General features: G+C 59.4%; 12 protein-coding genes. 2 read left to right on the top strand and 10 right to left on the bottom strand.

Features of this window, described 5'->3' with window-relative positions; translation table 11 throughout:
* Positions 1-67: 67 nt before the first annotated feature.
* The 10 genes from GWQ29_RS06270 to GWQ29_RS06315 form a co-directional block, all read right to left on the bottom strand.
* Entirely contained in the window at positions 68-745 is a 678-nt protein-coding gene (locus tag GWQ29_RS06270) for a Crp/Fnr family transcriptional regulator (RefSeq protein WP_275919006.1), read from the bottom strand.
* Between the two features lie 102 nt (positions 746-847).
* Positions 848-1780: a diguanylate cyclase gene (locus GWQ29_RS06275; RefSeq protein WP_345893277.1), complete on the bottom strand. Its 933-nt coding sequence runs from the start codon at positions 1778-1780 to the stop codon at positions 848-850.
* Positions 1777-6558 (bottom strand): PAS domain S-box protein, encoded by a 4782-nt coding sequence (locus GWQ29_RS06280; RefSeq protein WP_275919008.1) that lies wholly within the window; start codon positions 6556-6558, stop codon positions 1777-1779. The genes GWQ29_RS06275 and GWQ29_RS06280 overlap by 4 nt, the downstream gene beginning before the upstream one ends.
* A gap of 374 nt (positions 6559-6932) precedes the next feature.
* Positions 6933-7700 carry a class III extradiol ring-cleavage dioxygenase gene (locus GWQ29_RS06285; RefSeq protein ID WP_265462175.1) on the bottom strand — a complete coding sequence of 256 codons (768 nt, stop codon included), beginning with the start codon at positions 7698-7700 and terminating at the stop codon, positions 6933-6935.
* A 426-nt stretch (positions 7701-8126) separates the two neighbouring features.
* A complete protein-coding gene (locus GWQ29_RS06290) occupies positions 8127-8597 on the bottom strand; it encodes an FKBP-type peptidyl-prolyl cis-trans isomerase (RefSeq protein WP_169046537.1) in 471 nt (156 codons plus the stop codon).
* Positions 8598-8736: 139 nt separating this feature from the next.
* On the bottom strand, positions 8737-9891 hold the full coding sequence (locus GWQ29_RS06295; RefSeq protein ID WP_275919009.1) for a Na/Pi symporter: 1155 nt from the start codon (positions 9889-9891) through the stop codon (positions 8737-8739).
* Between the two features lie 189 nt (positions 9892-10080).
* A complete protein-coding gene (locus GWQ29_RS06300; RefSeq protein WP_059112892.1) occupies positions 10081-11430 on the bottom strand; it encodes an APC family permease in 1350 nt (449 codons plus the stop codon).
* 448 nt (positions 11431-11878) lie between these two features.
* A complete protein-coding gene (locus GWQ29_RS06305; protein ID WP_125606473.1) occupies positions 11879-13204 on the bottom strand; it encodes an APC family permease in 1326 nt (441 codons plus the stop codon).
* A gap of 208 nt (positions 13205-13412) precedes the next feature.
* Positions 13413-14717 carry a 4-aminobutyrate--2-oxoglutarate transaminase gene (gene gabT, locus GWQ29_RS06310; protein ID WP_275919010.1) on the bottom strand — a complete coding sequence of 435 codons (1305 nt, stop codon included), beginning with the start codon at positions 14715-14717 and terminating at the stop codon, positions 13413-13415.
* Between the two features lie 246 nt (positions 14718-14963).
* Entirely contained in the window at positions 14964-16427 is a 1464-nt protein-coding gene (locus GWQ29_RS06315; protein ID WP_275919011.1) for an NAD-dependent succinate-semialdehyde dehydrogenase, read from the bottom strand.
* A 356-nt stretch (positions 16428-16783) separates the two neighbouring features.
* Between GWQ29_RS06315 and puuR the strand changes: the two genes are divergently transcribed.
* Together puuR and GWQ29_RS06325 are read left to right on the top strand one after the other, a co-directional pair.
* Positions 16784-17383 (top strand): HTH-type transcriptional regulator PuuR, encoded by a 600-nt coding sequence (gene puuR / locus GWQ29_RS06320; protein ID WP_265462180.1) that lies wholly within the window; start codon positions 16784-16786, stop codon positions 17381-17383.
* A gap of 51 nt (positions 17384-17434) precedes the next feature.
* Positions 17435-18712, top strand: coding sequence for an FAD-binding oxidoreductase (locus tag GWQ29_RS06325; protein ID WP_099992205.1), 1278 nt, complete (start codon positions 17435-17437; stop codon positions 18710-18712).
* Positions 18713-18930 lie beyond the last annotated feature (218 nt).

Raw genomic sequence — 18930 nt, forward strand, 5'->3', positions numbered from 1 at the left:
TTTTTATTTTGTGTTGGGCTGGGTGGTTATGGCTGTGCTCTTTTGCCCAAGGCTGCGCCTGCTTTGCTTACGGTTGTTCGAGAAACACCTTGAGCCCCGCCAGATCGCGGATCTGCAATCCTTGCTCGCCTCGCTCCACCAATCCCTTGTCCATCAGCTCCTTCACCGCCCGTCGGTAGACGCGGTCAGTGGTGCCGAAACGCTCCGCTTCCTGATACCCCTTGCTGAAACCACTCACCGGATTGTCATGACAGTGGCTGTGGTAGAGGTCGAGGGCGATGTTGTAGCTGATGGGGTAGAGCATGCGGCAGGTGAAGATATCCACTGTGTCCTGGTAGTCGATGGCAATGGCCGTGGCGAAGAAGAGCGCCACCTTGGGATGGGCGACCAGCGCCTGCTCCAGCCGTTCGCCGTCGATGCGAGCTACTTCGAGGGGCTCTTCGGCCATGATGTCGAGCTGGCAGCGATAGCCGGTGAAGAACTCCATCTCGCCAAACAGCTGGTTGTCGCACTCCAGGGTGCCGAGCTGAAAGCAGCGACCGTTCATGGCGGTGTGGCCCATGGCGATGCGGCCGTTTGGCACCAGCACCAGATCCCGCAACGGCTCCCCTTGGCGCATGAGGGGCTCTCCCTCGGAAATAAGGCGCCGCTCCGTGATGCAGGATTCGACCACCTGTTTGATCAGATCGTGGCTGGCCTGCCAGTGGGGCTGAAAGCGGCCCTTGAGAAGGGGTTTGAGTTGCATGAAGTGCGCGCGCCTGCTGAAAACAAGTGGCTATTACAGCACGTTAGCCAGGCCCGATTCCAGCGCTGCCAAACAGACCCGGCCCTGCTCAACGAGATAAGCCTATTCACTGCTGTTGTCGACGACGACTCTGGCGCGTCCCGCCTCCTTGGCCTGGTAGAGCTGGCGATCTGCGGCCTCAAGCAACTGCTGTGGTGAACTTGCCAGAGTGGGTATGCGGGTGACGACGCCCAGGGAGATGGTGACCACTTTGGCTACGTCCGAGGCGAGGTGCTCGATGGCCAGCTCGCGCACGGCGGCGCACATGCTTTCGGCGATATGGACTGCACTGGTCAAGGGGGTGTTGGGCAGTATGCAGGCAAACTCCTCGCCGCCGTAGCGAGCCACCAGATCGTGTGGCCTGCCCACCCGTTCGGCCAGTACTGATGCGATAGCTTGCAGACATTGATCTCCGGCCTGATGGCCATAGTGGTCGTTGTAGCGTTTGAAATAATCGACATCGAGCATGATGAGGGAGAGTGGAGTGCGGTCACGACAACCCTGGCGCCACTGCAGGGCTAGACCATCATCGAACTGGCGCCGGTTTGGTATGCCGGTGAGGCCGTCCAGCATGGCGAGATTGCGTAGCAAGTCCCCCTGCATTTTCAGGGTCAGGTGGGCCTTGACTCTGGCCCTGACGATGTTGGGGCTGATGGGCTTGCTGATGAAATCAACTGCACCGAGTGCCAGACCATACTCCTCATCGGTCTCTTCCTGCTGGGCCGTGATGAAAATAATGGGAATGCTCTGGGTATCGGGATCCTCCTTGAGTCGGAGGCAGACTTCGTGACCGCTCAGACCTGCCATGATGACATCCAGCAGTATGAGGTCTGGCATCAGGTTGTGACAAAGCGCGATGGCCTGTTCCCCGCTGGTTGCCATGAAGACGTCGCACTCCTCGCGAAAGAGTTGGTGCAGTAACCGTATGTTGATCGCCTGATCATCAACAATCAGCAACTTGGGGCGGCGGGTGATGGGCAGGTTCCAGGGCATCAGTGCGGGCTCCGTGGCTGAAGATTCAACAGTGTGTGCCCTAGGGTGAGGGCAGCGGTGAAGTCCAGATTGTCGATCAGGGTGGCGAATTGACTGAATGTGGTGCCCAGATGCGGTGGCGTCTTGCGCCCGAGCGCGTCAGCCAACTCGACAGCCTCCAGATTGCCACTCTCCAGCAAGCTCATGATCTCCTGCATGGCTGCCTGCCACTCGGCGAGTGGCAGGGCATCAGCCTGTGTCTGGAGGGGGCGCAGCAGCGGGGAGGTGAAGGTCCGGTTCAGCCGTTCAGTGCTGAGCCAGGCGGTCTCTTGCAACTGAATGAACCAGCTTTCGTCGTTCAAGATTTGCCTGGCCTGCTGCTCGTCTGCGTGCAGCAGGGTTTGCTCCCGTTCTCTGGCCTGGGCAGCCAGTCTGCTGGCCCCCATGGTACTGGCGCTGCCCTTGATGGCATGCAGGGTGGCGCAAACCTCTTTGACTTGTCCGGTCGTAATGGCCTGGTTCAAGGCGACCAGCTGTTCCGCCAGGTCCGGACCGAACAGGCTCAGGATCCGGTGCAGTAGTTCGATATCGTCATCGAAGCGCTGGCGTATGATGGACTCGGCCTCTAACAGGGCCTCACCCGTATCGGGTGTTTCTACCAAGGTCGGGGCCTGTGTGGCGGTCGCTACCCTGCCGGTTTGTACCAGCAAGGTCGAGACCAGCGGTTCCAGGGCGATGGGTTTACCCACGTGTTCATTCATGCCGGCGGCCAGGCAGAGTTGGCGATCTGTTTCCGATACATTGGCGGTCATGGCGATGATGGGCAGATTGGCAAACTGTGGATGGGCACGGATCTGACGTGTCGCTTCCAGTCCGTCGATATCCGGCATTTGCATATCGATCAGCACGGCGTCAAAAGCAGGGTTTTGCTGCAAAACCATGGTCACGCCATCCCGCCCGCACTCGGCAAGTTGTACCCGGGCACCCTCGCAGCCAAGCAGCTCGAAGGCAACCTGGCGATTGAGAATATTGTCTTCCACCACCAGCAAGTGAAGGCCGCTCAGCCGCCGGGTATGTTGTATTGGCCCGCTTGGGGTGGTGTCGCGCCCATGGATCGCCTGATAAATGGTGTCTGCCAGCTGTTTTGGCGTCACCGGTTTGGTCAGCAGGCTGGTGAAGGGGGTAGCACCTGACTGATGAGACTCGGTAAGTATCTCGTGGCCATAGGCGGTGATCATGATGATCTTGGGCGCAGGATGCAACGCTGCCTGCAGTTGGATCCGTGCGGCGGCGCTCAGTCCATCCATGTCCGGCATGCGCCAATCCATCAGGACAATGTCAAAGGGATGTCCCTGATCGTGAGCCTCGCTGACCCGCCGTATCGCATCTTCACCGGAGTGAACACACTCTGCCTGCCACCCCAATAACGACAGAGTGCGTTGCAGCAGCTCTGTTGCCATCTCACTGTCATCGGCAACCAGGATCTTCAACGAGGGGTCCAGACCGTGGCAGGCCTCTTTGATTGACTGGGATTCGGCCTGTGCCAGTGTGATGTCAAACCAGAAGTGACTGCCACGCCCCGGCTCGCTTTCGACCCGCAGCTCCCCCCCCATCAGGGTGATGAGGCGCTTGCAGATAACCAGCCCCAGTCCGGATCCGCCAAAACGGCGGCTGGTAGAGGTCTCGGCCTGGGTGAAGCTTTCAAAGATGCGTTCCAGCTGGTGGGGGCTGATCCCGATGCCACTGTCGGTCACTGCCATGCGCAGGGTCACAGCCTGCTCATGATGGGCCAGCAGCGCTACTTTGATGATCACATGCCCCTTGAGGGTGAACTTGAGGGCATTGCCCGCCAGGTTGGTCAGGACCTGTTGCAACCGCATGCTGTCACCAATGAGGTGATTGGGCAGGCGGGGGTCGATATCAAACATGACGTCGATCTGCTTCTGACTTTGGTTGCCATCCAACACTATGGCCAGATCACGCATCAGGCTTTCGATGTCAAAGGCATGCAAATCGAGCTGCAACTTGCTGGCCTCGATCTTCGAGTAGTCGAGAATGTCGTTAAGTAGGCCCAGCAGGGATTTGGCTGCCGAGTGTGCCTTGACCACATAATCAAGTTGGCGAGAGGTCAGGTCTGTGTATTGGATCAGTTGCAACATACCCAGCACGGCATTGAGCGGAGTGCGTATCTCATGACTCATGTTGGCGAGGAAAGAAGACTTGGTCTGACTGGCCGCATCGGCCTGCTCCTTGGCATAGAGCAGGCGTGACTCCAGCTCGGTCTGGGCCGTAATATCTCGGTTGAAACCTATGACGCGAAGGGCCTTGCCCGTGCTGTCTCTCTCCACCTTTGCGCCAGCTTGTATCACACGCTGTTCACCACTGGATAATGTTACCCTGAACACGGGGTCATAAACCCCGGTCCCGGCCACGGCCCGTTGCAGGCTGTCGGTAGTGGCCGCCACATCGTCTGGATGTACCCGGCTCGCCCAGTGTTGATAATCGAGCCCCTCATTTCTGAGTGCCAACGGCAGGTCATAGATCTCGAACATGCGCTCGCTCCAGATCAGGGCGTTGGTCTCAAGATCCCAGGACCAGATCCCCAGTTCGGCCACCTCTGCAGCCATTTGCAACTGATCACGGGTCGACAGGATCTCCTTGCGTTGTGTCAACTGCTGGGTCATGTCGGTGATGATGCAGACGAACATGGTGGAACCCGCGGCTTGCATCATCCCAATTGACATTTGCAGGGGGAACTCGGAACCATCATGCCGCAGACCAATAAACTCCTTGCTCATGATGCTGGCCAGATTGATCTGAGTGAATGAATGAAAAAATGGGACATCTGTCTCGGCGTTATCCGTTGCTTTCAACAAGTCTTCAATCCGCTTGCCCTGGGCTTCTTGTGACTGATAGCCGAAGGTGCTCTGTCCGGCTGGGTTGAGGGACTGAATGATGCCCTCTTGATCTATGGTCATGATGGGGTTGACCGCCGTATCCAGGATGGCTCTAGTGATTTCAAGGCTCTCTGCCAGCTTTTTCTCGGCCGCCTTGCTCTGGGTTATATCCAGCCCTATGCCCAGATAGCCACGGCTTTCGCCCTGTGCATCGCGGATGGCCGTGATCACCAGGGTTACGGGGAAACGTGTGCCATTCTTGCGCACATAGGTCCACTCCCGGCTCTCGGCCCCATCCCGCTCAGGTTTATAGATGAACACCTGGAAGCCGCCGATTTGCTGGCCATACTCACTGCTCAGTTCGGTACCGCGTGCCATCACCTCATCACGAACGTGAAAAATGCCCGGTGTCTGCGTACCGACGACCTCGTCGGCACGGTAGCCAAGGAGTCTTTCTGCCCCTTCATTGAATAGTGTGATGGTGCCCTCAAGGTCGGTCGCTATGATGGAGATGGCAGAGGCTGAACGCAGCACATTGCTCAATAACACATTGATCTTGCTCAGTTCAGCCGTACGCTCCGCGACCTGATTCTCCAGATTGGCATTGAGCACCAGTATTTGCTCCTCTGCCTTCTTCTGCGCCGTGATGTCCCTGATGGTTTCTGAGATACCGACTATCTTGCCCCGGTTGTCATAAATGGGGGAGATGGAGATGGACAGATCCAGCATGTGGCCGTCTTTGTGCTGACGGCGGGTGTGGAAGCTGGGGATCTTTTGCCCCTGCCTAATGCTTGCCAGAAGGGCTTTCTCGTTGGCGTCATCATCACTGGTACCGAACAGTTCAGCACTGCTGTGCTCTAGGGCCTCCTCGGCCGAGTAACCAAACAGATCTTCTGCCCCCTTGTTCCAGCTCACGAGGATGCCATTCAGTGTCTTGGCGATGATGCCATCGCTGGCGCTGGCAACAATGGCTGCCAACTTGGCCTGGTTTTCAATGACCCTGAGGCGCTGTTGCTGACCAATAGCCCGCATACGGAAGACCAGCATGGTCAGCAGAGTGATGATGCCGCCGGTGAACAATATGATTAACGGTGGGGTCTGCTGGAGTCGGGTCAGATAGAGGGGGTGAGCCTTGAGGGAAATCAGCCAGAGGCGGCCATAAATGTTCCGCTCGGTGGTGTGTGTCATGACGATATGATGAGGATTGTTTGACTCATGGGTGAGGGCGCTGGTGTAGAAGGGCTTTGCCTGTTGCGTTGCAGTGATATCACTGAGGCTGATGTGAAAGGTGTCGCTTTCCAGATGCAAGGCGCCCAGCACCTCCTCTGTCAGTAGAGGGGCGTAACTCCAGCCAAACCCTGCTTTTTCCCGCTCACTGCTGGTGGCGGGTGTGGTCACTGTGCGATAGATAGGCATCATGATCAGAAAGGACTGCAATGGCTTGCCCGTGGCTTGAATCAAGGTAATAGGGGCGGTCAGTCTGACTTCACCACTGCGAATGGCAGAGAGTGCGGCCTCGCGACGTGACGTTTCGGATGCAATGTCCAGTCCGATTGCCGCCTGATTACGGGATTCCGGCTCTATGTATTGGATGATGAAATGCTCACCGTGATAGGCCGACAGCTGTTGAATGGTGAAACCTGGCCGCCCATCCTTCTGGACGTAGTTGATGAAGTTATCGAGGTCGGCATTGCTGACCCGTCTGATAAACCCGAAGCCGCGAGCGCCGGGAAACTCTTTGTCCACGTCTCGGGTCAGGCTATAGCGAACGAAGTCCTGATGACTGAAGTCATGTTCGCCAGCGGTTAAAATCGCACCACGTACACCCCTCAGCCCATATTGATAAAGCTCTATCCGGGTCTTTATGGTGTCAGCGATGTCTTCCGTGGTGGCGGCGATGGCCACCTGAGCCTGCTTGTCATTGTTGTATTGGAGGAGAATTGCGCCAAGCAGGGAGAGCAGAAGGCCTAGGCATAAGATCAGGATCGCACTCCTGTTCAGGATAAAAAAGGGGTGGTGATTGCTCACGTGGAAGCCTCCCTGCTTCACTGGAACGCACCAGACATGTGCGCTCGGCCTTGTCAGCCAGAGTAACGTTAACTCATTGGAAGTAAAACTTAATATCCAGCATTTAGAGACAAGGGCGCGGAGAGTGGTGCCCGTGTCTGGTCAGGCGATGGTATCAAATGGGTTTCAAAATAACTTAATACCAATCGCCAGTGTTTGTATCTGATCCTTCCGCTCAGAGCCGAGGTTGCTGAGAAGCGGCCAGCATCCGGTCATGCAAACCGGTAAGAGCCCATGTAGAGGCTGCCGCCATCCCAGCTGTCGTGCAGCTTGTGGGGCTTGTCCTTGCCAGCGGCCCCCAGGGCCACAAACAGCGGGCGCAGGTGATCGTCATGGGGGTGTGCTTCCACCGCTCCCGGGGCTCGCGTTCTGTACTCTTCCAGCGCGGGCCTGTCACCCTCGCTCATGGTCTGCTCCAGCCAGTTCACAAAATCGCTGGCCCAGCCGGGCACCGGCGAGTTGTCCGGCCCGAGAGCCCGCAGGTTGTGGGTAATGGCGCCGGAGGCCAGTATGCCTATCCCCTGTTCGCGCAGGCTCTGCAGCGCTTCCCCCAGTTGCCATAGCTGGGCCGGGCTGAAACTGGCCGGGATAGAGATCTGCACCAGGGGGATCTCGCTGGCCGGATCCATCAGGGAGAGCGGCGACCAGACGCCGTGATCCAGCTCGCGGCGCACCTGTGTAGCCGGCAAGCCCGCCAGCATCAGCTGATCGCCTACCGCCTCCTGCAACCACAGCGGACTCGTTGCCGGCCAGCGAATATGGTAGAGCGGCTCCGGAAAACCGTAGAAGTCATACATGAGCGCCGGATTGGGCTCGACGTTGATCTGCAACTCGGTGCGGCTGAACCAGTGTGCCGAGATCACCACCAGTCCCTTGATATCGCCAAGGCGCAATGTTTTCAGGAAGTGGGTGGCTGGCTGGTCGCGCAGAACCAGATCCGGAGCGCCGTGAGAGATAAACCAGACGGGGGCGATAGACATGACAAGACTCCATATAAGCTGTGTCGGTACGCATTGCGTACCCGAAACCGGGATCAGGGCGTCGGGCCACTGACGATGTGGTCATTATCTGCCTGGGATGCAAGGTTAACAATCTAGCGCTATGTATAAGCACTGTTCACCATTGGTTGATAGTAACAGTGGTTGGCGTAACAGGGCAGGGCCGCAGACAAGCAGAAATAACAAGGCCAGCGCAGTGTGCTGGCCTTGGCATAGGAAGCTGTCGAGGGACGGACTTACTGGATGTCCAGCAGCTCAACGTCAAAGATCAGCACGGGCGCTCAGTGGGATCTTGCCAGCGGCGCGATTGGCATAAGCCTGCTTATTGGATACCCAGCAGCTCAACGTTGAAGATCAGCACGGGCGCTCAGTGGGATCTTGCCAGCGGCGCGATTGCTATAAGCCTGCTTATTGAATACCCAGCAGCTCAACGTCAAAGATCAGCACGGATCCCGGCGGTATTTTGCCAGCGGCACGGTCGCCATAAGCCAGATTGGCGGGGATGTAGAAGCGGGTCTTCTCACCTTCCACCATCAGCTGTACCCCTTCGGTCCAGCCAGCAATCACCTGATTGAGGCCAAATTCGATGGGCTCGCCGCGGGCGACCGAGCTGTCGAAGACGGTGCCGTCCAGCAGCTTGCCCTCGTAGTGCACCTTCACTTTGCTGGTGGCGGTGGGGTGAACCGTGCCAGTGCCCGGGGTCAGTACCTCGTATTGCAGACCGGAGGCCGTGGTGGTCACCAGAGGTTTGTCTTTGTTGCCGGCGAGGAACTCGGCGCCCTTGCGCACATTTTCCACCGCTTGTTTTTTGTTGTTGCTGCTGGAGTAGAAGTAGTAGGCGACACCGGCAATCAGCAGCGCGATCAGAATGAATTTCATCAGTTTTTCCTTAAAGGCAATGAAGGCGGCATCTTATCCCAGTCGGGGAGGGAGGGCGAGCCGGGACGCAGGAGGATGTGATGGGGCAGACAGACGACGAGGGGGCCAGGATCCAGCCCCCTCGCCTCATTAGGGCGGATTACTTCGCCGCCACCATCATGAGGGCAGGCAGGGCGAAGAAGAGCCCGGCCACATAACCCAGTGCCAGCAGCTTGTTCTCGCTACCGACCCGGGCCAGCCCCTCGGCCGCCTTGATGGGCAATTCCCGCAGGAAGGGCACGCCATAGATGAGCGCCACGGCAAACAGGTTGAACAGCACATGCACCAGGGCTATGGTCAGCGCCAGCTTGGCACCGACACCGCTGATGGCGGTGGCCGCCAGCAGGGCCGTGATGGTGGTGCCGATATTTGCCCCCAGGGTGAAGGGGTAGAGCTGGCGGGTGGTGAACAGGCCGCTGCCAGCCAGGGGTATCATCAGGCTGGTGGTGGTGGAGGAGGACTGCACCATGACGGTAACCAGGGTACCGGAGGCGATGCCTGTCAGCGGACCACGACCCAGCGCCTTGTGCAGCAGCTCCTTGGCGCGACCTACCAAGACCTGTTGCAGTACCTTGCCCAGATAGGTAACGCAGGCGAGGATCAGCAGTATGCCGATGACGATGGTGGCAATGGCGGCGCCCTTGCCCGGCAAGAAGGCGACCGCGCTATCGACAAGGTTGAGTGCAGGGGCAGTGAGGGGTTTCATAAAGTCCACCCCTTTCATCGACAAGTCGGCGGAGCCCACCAGCAGCGTAGCCAGCCACTCGGCGCTCTTTTGCAGCAGACCGAACATCAGCTCAAGCGGCAGGAAGATAAACACAGCCAGCAGGTTGAAGAAGTCGTGCACGGTCGCAGCGGCAAAGGCGCGGCGAAACTCGGCCCTGTCCCTGATATGACCCATGGAGACTATGGTGTTGGTGATGGTGGTGCCGAGGTTGGCCCCCATCACCATGGGGATGGCCATGCCGATGGGCAGGCCGCCCGCCACCAGACCGACGATCACCGAGGTGACAGTGCTGGAGGATTGCACCAGGGCCGTCGCCAGTATGCCGAGCAGCAGGGCGACAAAGGGATTGTTTGCGAAGGCGAAGATCTGGGCTGCGCCCTCTGCGCCGCCGGAGAAGCCCTTGAAGCCGTGGGAAACGGCGCCAACGGCAACCAGAATGATGTAGACCAGTGCGATAACCGTGACCCAGTTGAACAGCGATCTGAAGTGGGATGTTCGCTGTTGTGGCAAGGATTGCGTCTGTTGCATGTAGCCTCTTGAGGACGGTGATACCGTTCGGGGTTGAAGTAGACCTGCGCATTTAATCAAGGCTCTATGACAGAAATATTACAAAGTGACACTTTTATGATGGTTTGATGACAAGGCTGCACAGAGGGCCGGATAACAAGAAGGGGAGCCATGGCTCCCCTTCTGCTTTTTGCTGTGTGTCGCGCCCCCTTATTGGGAGTCGGCAGTCTCTTCGTACTGACGGAAGGGAATGCGGAACACTGCCAGACGCAGGAACAGATAGGTGACCCCGAGACCCGCCCAGATCAGGCCCAGCTCCAGGGAGCTCTGCTCCAGGTTGATCCAGAGCGCACCGATAGTGGCGGCGCCGAGCAGCGGCAGCAGCAGGTAGAGCAGGTGATCCTTGATGCTCTTGTTGCGCTTCTCGCGTACCCAGAACTGGCCTATGACCGACAGGTTGACGAAGGTGAAGGCCACCAGGGCACCGAAGTTCACCAGCGCCAGCGCTGTGTCGAGATCAAACGACACGGCGGAGAGGGCGAGACAGCCCACCATCAGCACGTTGATGGCCGGCGTCCGGTATTTCGGATGGATGTAACCAAACACCCGCTCCGGGATCATGCGATCGCGCCCCATGACGTAGAGGATGCGGGACACGCCTGCGTGCGCCGCCATGCCGGAGGCCAGCACAGCCACAGTGGTGCACACCAGCACCACGCTCTGGAAGAAGGCGCCGCCGACGTAGAGGGCAATCTCGGGCAACACGGCATCGGGCTCCTTGAAACGGGCCAGATCCGGGAAGTAGAGCTGCAGGCAGTAGGAGACCACCACGAAGATGACGCCGCCGATGAGCGCTGTCAGCACGATGGCGCGGGGGATCACCTTGCCGGCGTTCGGGGTCTCTTCTGACAGCGAACTCAGGCCGTCGAAGCCGAGGAAGGAGAAGCAGAGAATGGTCGCACCGGTAAAGAGTGGCACCACGCTGGCGGATTCGAAGTGGAACGGCCGGCTGCTCATCAGGGTCGCTGCGCCCTCACCCTGGTAGATGCCCCAGCCCATCAGACCGATGAAGAGGGTGATGATGGCCAGCTGGATCACCACTATCAGGCCATTGAAGTTGGCTACCAGGTTGATGCCGCGCAGGTTGAGGAAGGTCATCACTGTCACCAGACCGAAGATGAAAATCCAGGGATCAACTCCGGGGAACATGGCAGTCAGGTAGATCTTGGCCAGCAGGATATTGATCATCGGCATGAACATGTAGTCGAGCAGGGAAGACCAGCCCACCATGAAACCGACGTAGGGGTTGAACACCTTCTGGGCATAGGTATAGGCAGAGCCCGCAGAGGGGAACTTGCGCACCAGATGGCCGTAGCTGAACGCGGTCAGCAGTATGCCGCCCAGCGCCAGCAGATAGGCAGTGGCGACCCGCCCCTCGGTGATGTCACCGACGATGGCGAAGGTATCGAACACGGCCATGGGGGTCAGATAGGCGAGGCCCATTACCACCACCTGCCACATGCTGAGGGTTTTCTTCAGACGAACGGGTTGCTGGCTCATTCAGGCTTCCTCCTTGCACGGATGGCAGGAAGTGGAATGGCTTGAGGCCATGGGACCGGGTTCTCGCGTACTCACAACATCGGTATGCAAACCACAGACGTTGGTCGCGTGGCGACCAAAGCAGGTTCCGGTGGCGACCGGAGACAAAGCAAACAAGAGCCCCATGTTTTTCCTCATTGCGGCATTAGGTTCATCTGAACCTTGATATCATTTCCGGAAGTTGTCCGGCCTCGAGTGGTAATAAAATTTTTCAAAATGAAAAATAACCGATGTGGGATCACATCGGTTATGAAAGCGGCGGGATTTTGCCCCAGATGGGGGGGGAAGACAAGCCACTAAAGGCATTCCGGGCAAGAGAATTATCAATGACCTGTTTTATATCAATGAATGGCGCCGTCACCCGTTCGGGGGAGATCGGCGCCAGCCCAGTGTTGGCAAGGCTTGCAGCTCAATAGGTCGGCAAGGATACGCGCCAGAAGGTGGTACGCAAAAACAGATAAATTCCCCCTATGGCAGCCCAGATAAGGCCGAGGATAAGAGAGGTTAGTTCGAGATTGAGCCAGAGAATCGCGACAGTCCCCGCCCCGCACAGGGGCAGCACCAGATATTGCAGGTGATCCTTAAGGGTTTTGTTGCGCCCCTGACGCACGTAATAGCAGGCGATCACCGACAGATTGACCACGGTAAAGGCCACCAGGGCACCGAAGTTGATCAGGGCCAGGGCGATTTCCAGATCGAAGCTGATGGCCGACAGCGCCAGTATGCCCACCAGCAGGATATTGAACACGGGTGTCTGCCACTTGGGGTGGATATAGCCGAAGGTGCGCTGGGGCAGCACCTTGTCCCGCCCCATCACGTAGAGGATGCGGGAGACACCGGCATGGGAGGAGAGCCCCGACGCCAGCACGGCCACGCAGGCACAGACCAGCACCACGCTCTGGAACAGCTTGCCGCCCACATAGAGGGCAATCTCGGGCAGCACTGCATCCGGCTCCTTGAAGCGTGAGGCATCCGGAAAGTAGAGCTGCAGGGCATAGGCCACCACCACGAAGATGAGGCCGCCCAGCAAGGCCGTCAGGAAGATGGCCTTGGGGATCACCTTGCCGGCGTTGGGAGTCTCTTCACTGAGGGCGCTCAGGCTGTCGAATCCCAGAAAGGAGAAACAGAGGATGGTGGCGCCGGTCAGCAGTGGCAACACCTCTGTGTTGGCGGTGTAGATGGGCTGCAGGCTGACGGTGCCGACTCCTTCGCCCTGGGCGATGCCGTATCCGATCAGGGCCAGAAACACCACCATGATGGCGATCTGGATCAAGATGATGACGCCGTTGAGGTTGGCCACCAGATCGATGCCGCGCAGGTTGATGAGGGTCATCAGGGCCGTCATGGCGCAGATGAAGATCCAGGGTTCGATGCCGGGAAACAGGGCGGTCAGGTAGATCTTGGCCAGCAGCATGTTGATCATCGGCAGGAACATGTAGTCGAGCAGGGATGACCAGCCCACCATGAAGCCCACCACGGGGGAGAACTCCTTCTGGGCATAGGTATAGGCGGAGCCGGCAACCGGATAGTGGCGCACCATCTGGCTATAGCTGGTGGCTGTGAACAGCACGCCCACAAGGGCCAGCAGGTAGGCGGTAGTCACATGGCCCTGAGTGATGTCGGTGACGATGCCAAAGGTATCGAACACCACCATGGGGGTCATATAGGCCAATCCCATCACTACCACTTGCCACAGGGTCAGGGTTTGCTTCAATCGAGCCGGGCGTTGAGCCATTGGCCTCTCTCCTCGAATTTGGGGCGTATGTCCCGCGCCGCAGGCAGGCGAAGGACGCGTGACAGTGTGGCTGGCCTTGGAGGGAGCCCAGCGCGCCTGCCATCATTTTTTGGGGCGGGGATGATACCGTATGAGCAGGCCGTCCGCGATGGGCGGCCTGGGGTTATCTCACGGTATTTTTCGCCATGATCGATGAAACCGGGTGGATCTAGCCCTGACTGGCGGCGGTGAGCGCCTGTTCCAGCAGAGCCATCCCTTCCTCGATCAAGGCCGGAGTGGCGGTAAGGGGCGCCAGGAAGCGGATGACGTTGGCCCGCACGCCGCAGGAGAGCAGCACAAGCCCGCGTTTGCCGGCCTCGGCCACCAGCCGTTTGGTGAGGTCCGGGTTAGGCTGGCCGGCATCCCGACCCTTGACCAGTTCCATGGCCACCATGGCGCCGGGGCCGCGAATGTCGCCGATGCAGTCAAAATCCTCGGCCAGCTGATGCAGGCGAGCCTTGATCTGCTCCCCCTGAGCCAGGGCTTTCTGGTTGAGTTGCTCCTCTTCGATCACCTCCAGCACTGCCAGGGCGGCGGCGCAGGCGATGGGGGAACCCGCATAAGTGCCCCCCAGACCGCCCGGCTTGGCAGCGTTCATGATGGCTGCCTTGCCCACCACGGCCGAGAGAGGAAAGCCACCGGCCAGACTCTTGGCCAGGGTCATGATGTCTGGTTCTATGCCGCTGTATTCAGTGGCAAAGGTTTTGCCGGTGCGACAGAAACCGCTCTGGATCTCGTCACAGATGAGCACTATGCCGTGCTGATCGCACAGCTTGCGCAGGCTCTGCATAAAGCTGGGAGAAGCGGAGTAGAAACCCCCTTCACCCTGCACGGGTTCGAGAATGATGGCTGCCACCCGGGCCGGTTCTATATCCGAGCTGAAGCAGAGATCCAGCGCGGCCAGGGCATCGGCCTCGCTCACCCCCAGGTAATCGCTCGGGAAGGGCAGGTGATAGACCTCTCCCGGGAAGGGGCCGAAACCCGTTTTGTAGGGCACTACCTTGCCGGTGAGCGCCATCCCCATCATGGTGCGACCGTGGAAGCCCCCCTTGAAGGCGATGGTGCCGCTGCGGCCCGTGTGGGCGCGGGCTATCTTGATGGCGTTCTCCACCGCCTCGGCGCCGGTGGAGAGAAACAGGGTGCGCTTTGGCGTAGGGCCCGGCACCAGGGCGTTGAGCTTCTCGGCAAGTTCGATATAGCCGGGGTAGGGGGTGACCTGGAAGCAGGTGTGGCTGAATTTTTCGAGCTGTTCACGCACAGCCGCCACCACTTTGGGGTGGTTGTGGCCCGTGTTGAGCACGGCGATGCCGGAGGCAAAGTCGATGTAGCGATTGCCCTCTACATCCCACAGCTCGGCGTTGAGAGCCTTGTCGATAAATACCGGCAGCAGGGTGCCGACGCCGTTGACCACGGCCGCTTCACGGCGGGCCTGCCAGGCCTGGTTGTTGTCTGCATGGCTATCTGAATGACTCATCTTTCCTCCCTGAGAGGCCTTGGCCCCTGTCTCAATGTGGCGAGCCTCCCAACCGGGAGCGCTCACTTGGTCCTTTTCATGACGGTATGCCTGCAAAGGCGCGCTGCAGCTTGATAGCCGGACCCCATCCCAACCCTCCTTCTGACAGGGAAGGCGGCTGACGTTGCATCTCCTTCCCTGCCGGGTGGGGCAGTTTGCTCCTCCTTCTTGAGAAGGGAGAAGCCGGGGTCTGGTATAAATCCGCTCCTAGCGAATGCCCCCAAAGCAGAGATATTTGGTTTCCAGATACTCTTCCAGCCCCTCGGTCGCCCCTTCGCGGCCCAGACCCGACTCCTTGATGCCGCCAAAGGGGGCCAGTTCGGTGGAGATGATCCCTTCGTTGATGCCCACCATGCCGTATTCGAGCTGTTCGGCTACCCGCCACACCCGGGCTATGTCGCGGCCATAGAAGTAGGCGGCCAGCCCGTAGGGGGTGTCGTTGGCGATGGCGATGGCCTCGGCTTCGGTGTCAAAACGTACCAGCGGAGCGACCGGTCCGAAGATCTCCTCCTGCAAAATGGGGTTGGTTTTATCGACATTGCCCAAAATGGTGGGCTGGTAGAACAGCGGGCCGGCGGGATGCTGCTCGCCGCCCACCAGCACCTTGGCGCCGGCGGCTTCGGCCTGCTTGACCAGCTCGGCCACCTTGCTGGCCGCGGCGGGGTTGATCAGCGGGCCTATCTGGGTGCCCTCGCTCATGCCATCCCCCACCTTGAAGCCCTGCACGGCAGCGGTCAGCTTCTCGGCGAAGGCATCGTAGACACCGGCCTGCACCAGGATGCGGTTGGCGCAGACGCAAGTCTGGCCCGCGTTGCGGTACTTGGAAGCGAGCGCCCCGGCGATGGCGGCGTCGAGATCGGCATCGTCAAACACGATGAAGGGGGCGTTGCCACCCAGCTCCAGCGACAGCTTCTTCATGGTGTCGGCGCACTGGCGCATCAGCAGCTTGCCGATGCGGGTCGAGCCGGTGAAGGAGAGCTTGCGCACAGCCTTGTTGTTGCACAGCTCGTTGCCCACCGCTGACGAGTGATGGGTAGTAACGATATTGATAACGCCAGTCGGAATGCCGGCCGCTTCCGCCAGCGCAGCCAGCGCCAGCGCACAGAGCGGAGTCTCGGCGGCAGGTTTGATGACGATGGTGCAACCGGCTGCCAGCGCCGGGCCCGCCTTGCGAGTGATCATGGCGATGGGGAAGTTCCATGGCGTGATGGCGGCGACCACCCCCACCGGCTGCTTGATGGTGGCCAGACGCCTGTCGCTGGAAAAACCCGGAATGGTGCGGCCATAGGCGCGCTTGCCCTCTTCTGCGAACCACTGGATGAAGCTGGCGCCGTAGGCCACTTCCCCCTTGGCCTCGGCCAGCGGCTTGCCCTGCTCGCAGGTCATGATGCGAGCCAGCTCGTCCTGATTGGCCATGATGAGTTCAAACCAGGCGTAGAGTTTGTTGCTGCGCTCCTTGGCCGTGAGGGCGGCCCAGGGCGCTTGCGCCGCACTGGCGGCCTCGATGGCGCGGCGGGTGTCCACCTCGTCCATGTCGGGTACCTGGGTGATGATCTGGCCATTGGCCGGATTGAGTACCTCGAAGTGGCGTCCGCTATGCGCCTCGCACCAGCGACCATCTATATAGGCAAGGGACTTGATCAAGGAGAGAGCGGGTTGTGATGCTGACATAGAAGGAAGCCTCGATTGTGGGTCAGGGTGGCCAAGGGATCCTGTGCTGCCACCGTATAGAATAATAAGCACAGAAAGACCATAAATTGAGCTTAAATGTTTTTCAAGTGTTAAATATATTTGAGTAAACGGGGCGCTGCATGCTAGAAATGGAGCTGTCAGGGCGATTTTACCGGTTTTTGTGGGATTGGGTGTGCAAAATAATGAACGGCACGTGCCGTGCAGGATAACGAACAGGTCCGGCAATGTGACTCGCTATTTTAACCGGTTGCGCCCTCGAACCGATCCGCAAGCACACTCGACAGGCACACAAGCAGATAAATACGCAAGCCGGCAGGCACACAAGGAGGTGGGCGATGCAGCAACCACAAGCAGAGGCAAAGCGGCAGACCATGACGGCTAACCCGTTTACGGACAAGAGTATGGGGGAGCGCCTCGCCGCCACACGCCGCCGTCTCGGGCTCTCCCAGCGACGGGTCGCCGAGCTGAGCGGGCTGACCCACGGCGCCATCTGCATGATAGAGCAGGACAAGGTGAGCCCGTCGGTGGCCTCCTTGCAGAAGCTGCTTAACGTCTATGAGCTGCCGCTGTCGCGCTTCTTTGCCGAGGAGGAGGGGCGTGCGCCAAGCGTGGTGATCAAGGCCGAGCAGTTGATCGAGCTGGGCAGTCAGGGGGTTTCCATGAAGCTGGTGCACAACGGCAATAATCGTCGCCAGCTTGGCTTCATGCTGGAGACCTATGCCCCCGGCACCGACACTGGCGGTCAGGTCAAGCATCTGGGGGAGGAGGTCGGTACCGTGCTGGAAGGGTCTGTGATCCTGACGGTGGCCGGGCAGACCTATCCACTCAGCGCCGGGGACAGCTATGTGATCGACACAGGCGAGCCCCACAGTTTCAGCAATCCGTCGGGGCAGACCTGTCGCATCGTCAGCGCCCATACCCCGGCCAACTTCTAGTGTCGAGACTATGTCTCGTTTGGGAAAAGAACCGGTAAGGAAACAGGGATCATGACCGAGCATGTAAACAGTTACTACGCAGCCAGTGCCAATCAACACGCACCTTATCCGACATTGACCGAGCAGCTTGAGTGCGATGTCTGCATCATAGGGGCAGGTTACACCGGCCTTTCTAGTGCGCTGCATCTGGTGGAAAAGGGCTATTCGGTGGTGGTGCTGGAGGCGGCCCGGGTAGGCTTTGGTGCCAGCGGTCGCAACGGCGGCCAGATCGTCAACTCCTACAGCCGCGACATCGACACCATAGAAGCGAACTGCCCGCCGGATCAGGCAAGGCTGCTCGGCTCCATGTTGTTTGAAGGGGGGCAGATCATCCGCGAGCGGATCAAACGCTACAACATTCAGTGCGACCTGCAGGAGGGGGGCGTCTTTGCCGCCGAGACGGAGCGCCAGCTCCATGAGCTCAAGGCCCAGCAGGCCCGTTGGCAGAAGTGGGGCAACGACAAGCTGGAGCTGCTCGACGGGGACGGGATCCGCGAGGTGGTAGCGAGTGATCGCTACGTCGGCGGCCTGCTCGACAAGAGCGGCGGCCATATTCACCCCCTCAACCTGGCACTGGGGGAGGCCGAAGCCATCCGCATGCAGGGGGGGCGGATTTTTGAGCAATCCGCCGTCACCAGCATCACTCCGGGCCAACCGGCACTGGTGAAGACCGCCAAGGGGGCGGTGAAGGCGCGCTTCGTGGTGGTGGCTGGCAACGCCTATCTCGGCAACCTGGTGCCCGAGCTCGCTGGCAAGAGCATGCCCTGCGGTACCCAGGTGATCGCCACCGAGGTGCTGGGGGAGGAGCGCGCCCGCTCCCTCTTGCCGCAAAATTACTGCCTGGAAGATTGCAACTACCTGCTCGACTACTACCGCACCTCCGGCGATCACCGTCTGCTCTACGGCGGTGGCGTTGTGTATGGCGCGCGGGATCCGGCGGATATCGAACGGCTGATCATCCCCAAAATGCTCAAGACCTTCCCGCAGCTGGCAGGCGTCAAGGTGGAGTACACCTGGACCGGCAACTTCCTGCTGACCCTGTCTCGCCTGCCGCAGTTTGGCCGCATCGGCCCCAACATCTATTACATGCAGGGTTACAGCGGTCACGGTGTCACCTGTACCCATCTGGCGGGCAAGCTGCTCTCCGAGGTATTGAGTGGTCAGGCAGAGCGCTTCGATGCCTTCGCCAAGCTGCCGCACTATCCCTTCCCCGGTGGCCGCCTGTTCCGTATCCCCTTTACCGCCGCTGGCGCCGCCTGGTATACCCTGCGCGACCGCTTGGGGGTGTAAGCGCCGCCGATTCAGCCCGCAAGTCGTTCACCTTGGCAGATGCCAGAAACAACAAGGCCACCGTTATGGCTGTCTCTTGATCACATCTGTTGATGCTCAAGAGACAGTGCCAGTTCATAGCCTTCAAGGAGGGTCTGTAACCTAAACCAGCCCTCCCATAACACCGCTATCGAGGCTCGCCCCGTTCTCTTGGTGTCCTTCCAGCCCCCCAGTATCGC

Source organism: Aeromonas sp. 2HA2 (assembly GCF_029237345.1).
GTDB lineage: Bacteria > Pseudomonadota > Gammaproteobacteria > Enterobacterales > Aeromonadaceae > Aeromonas > Aeromonas salmonicida.

Bases quoted from the DNA above. Each gene is read 5' to 3' on its own strand.
- GWQ29_RS06285 (WP_265462175.1), bottom strand. From the start codon at position 7,700: ATGTCTATCGCCCCCGTCTGGTTTATCTCTCACGGCGCTCCGGATCTG.
- GWQ29_RS06325 (WP_099992205.1), top strand. From the start codon at position 17,435: ATGACCGAGCATGTAAACAGTTACTACGCAGCCAGTGCCAATCAACAC.
- GWQ29_RS06315 (WP_275919011.1), bottom strand. From the start codon at position 16,427: ATGTCAGCATCACAACCCGCTCTCTCCTTGATCAAGTCCCTTGCCTAT.
- GWQ29_RS06305 (WP_125606473.1), bottom strand. From the start codon at position 13,204: ATGGCTCAACGCCCGGCTCGATTGAAGCAAACCCTGACCCTGTGGCAA.
- GWQ29_RS06290 (WP_169046537.1), bottom strand. From the start codon at position 8,597: ATGAAATTCATTCTGATCGCGCTGCTGATTGCCGGTGTCGCCTACTAC.
- puuR (WP_265462180.1), top strand. From the start codon at position 16,784: ATGCAGCAACCACAAGCAGAGGCAAAGCGGCAGACCATGACGGCTAAC.
- GWQ29_RS06270 (WP_275919006.1), bottom strand. From the start codon at position 745: ATGCAACTCAAACCCCTTCTCAAGGGCCGCTTTCAGCCCCACTGGCAG.
- gabT (WP_275919010.1), bottom strand. From the start codon at position 14,717: ATGAGTCATTCAGATAGCCATGCAGACAACAACCAGGCCTGGCAGGCC.
- GWQ29_RS06300 (WP_059112892.1), bottom strand. From the start codon at position 11,430: ATGAGCCAGCAACCCGTTCGTCTGAAGAAAACCCTCAGCATGTGGCAG.
- GWQ29_RS06295 (WP_275919009.1), bottom strand. From the start codon at position 9,891: ATGCAACAGACGCAATCCTTGCCACAACAGCGAACATCCCACTTCAGA.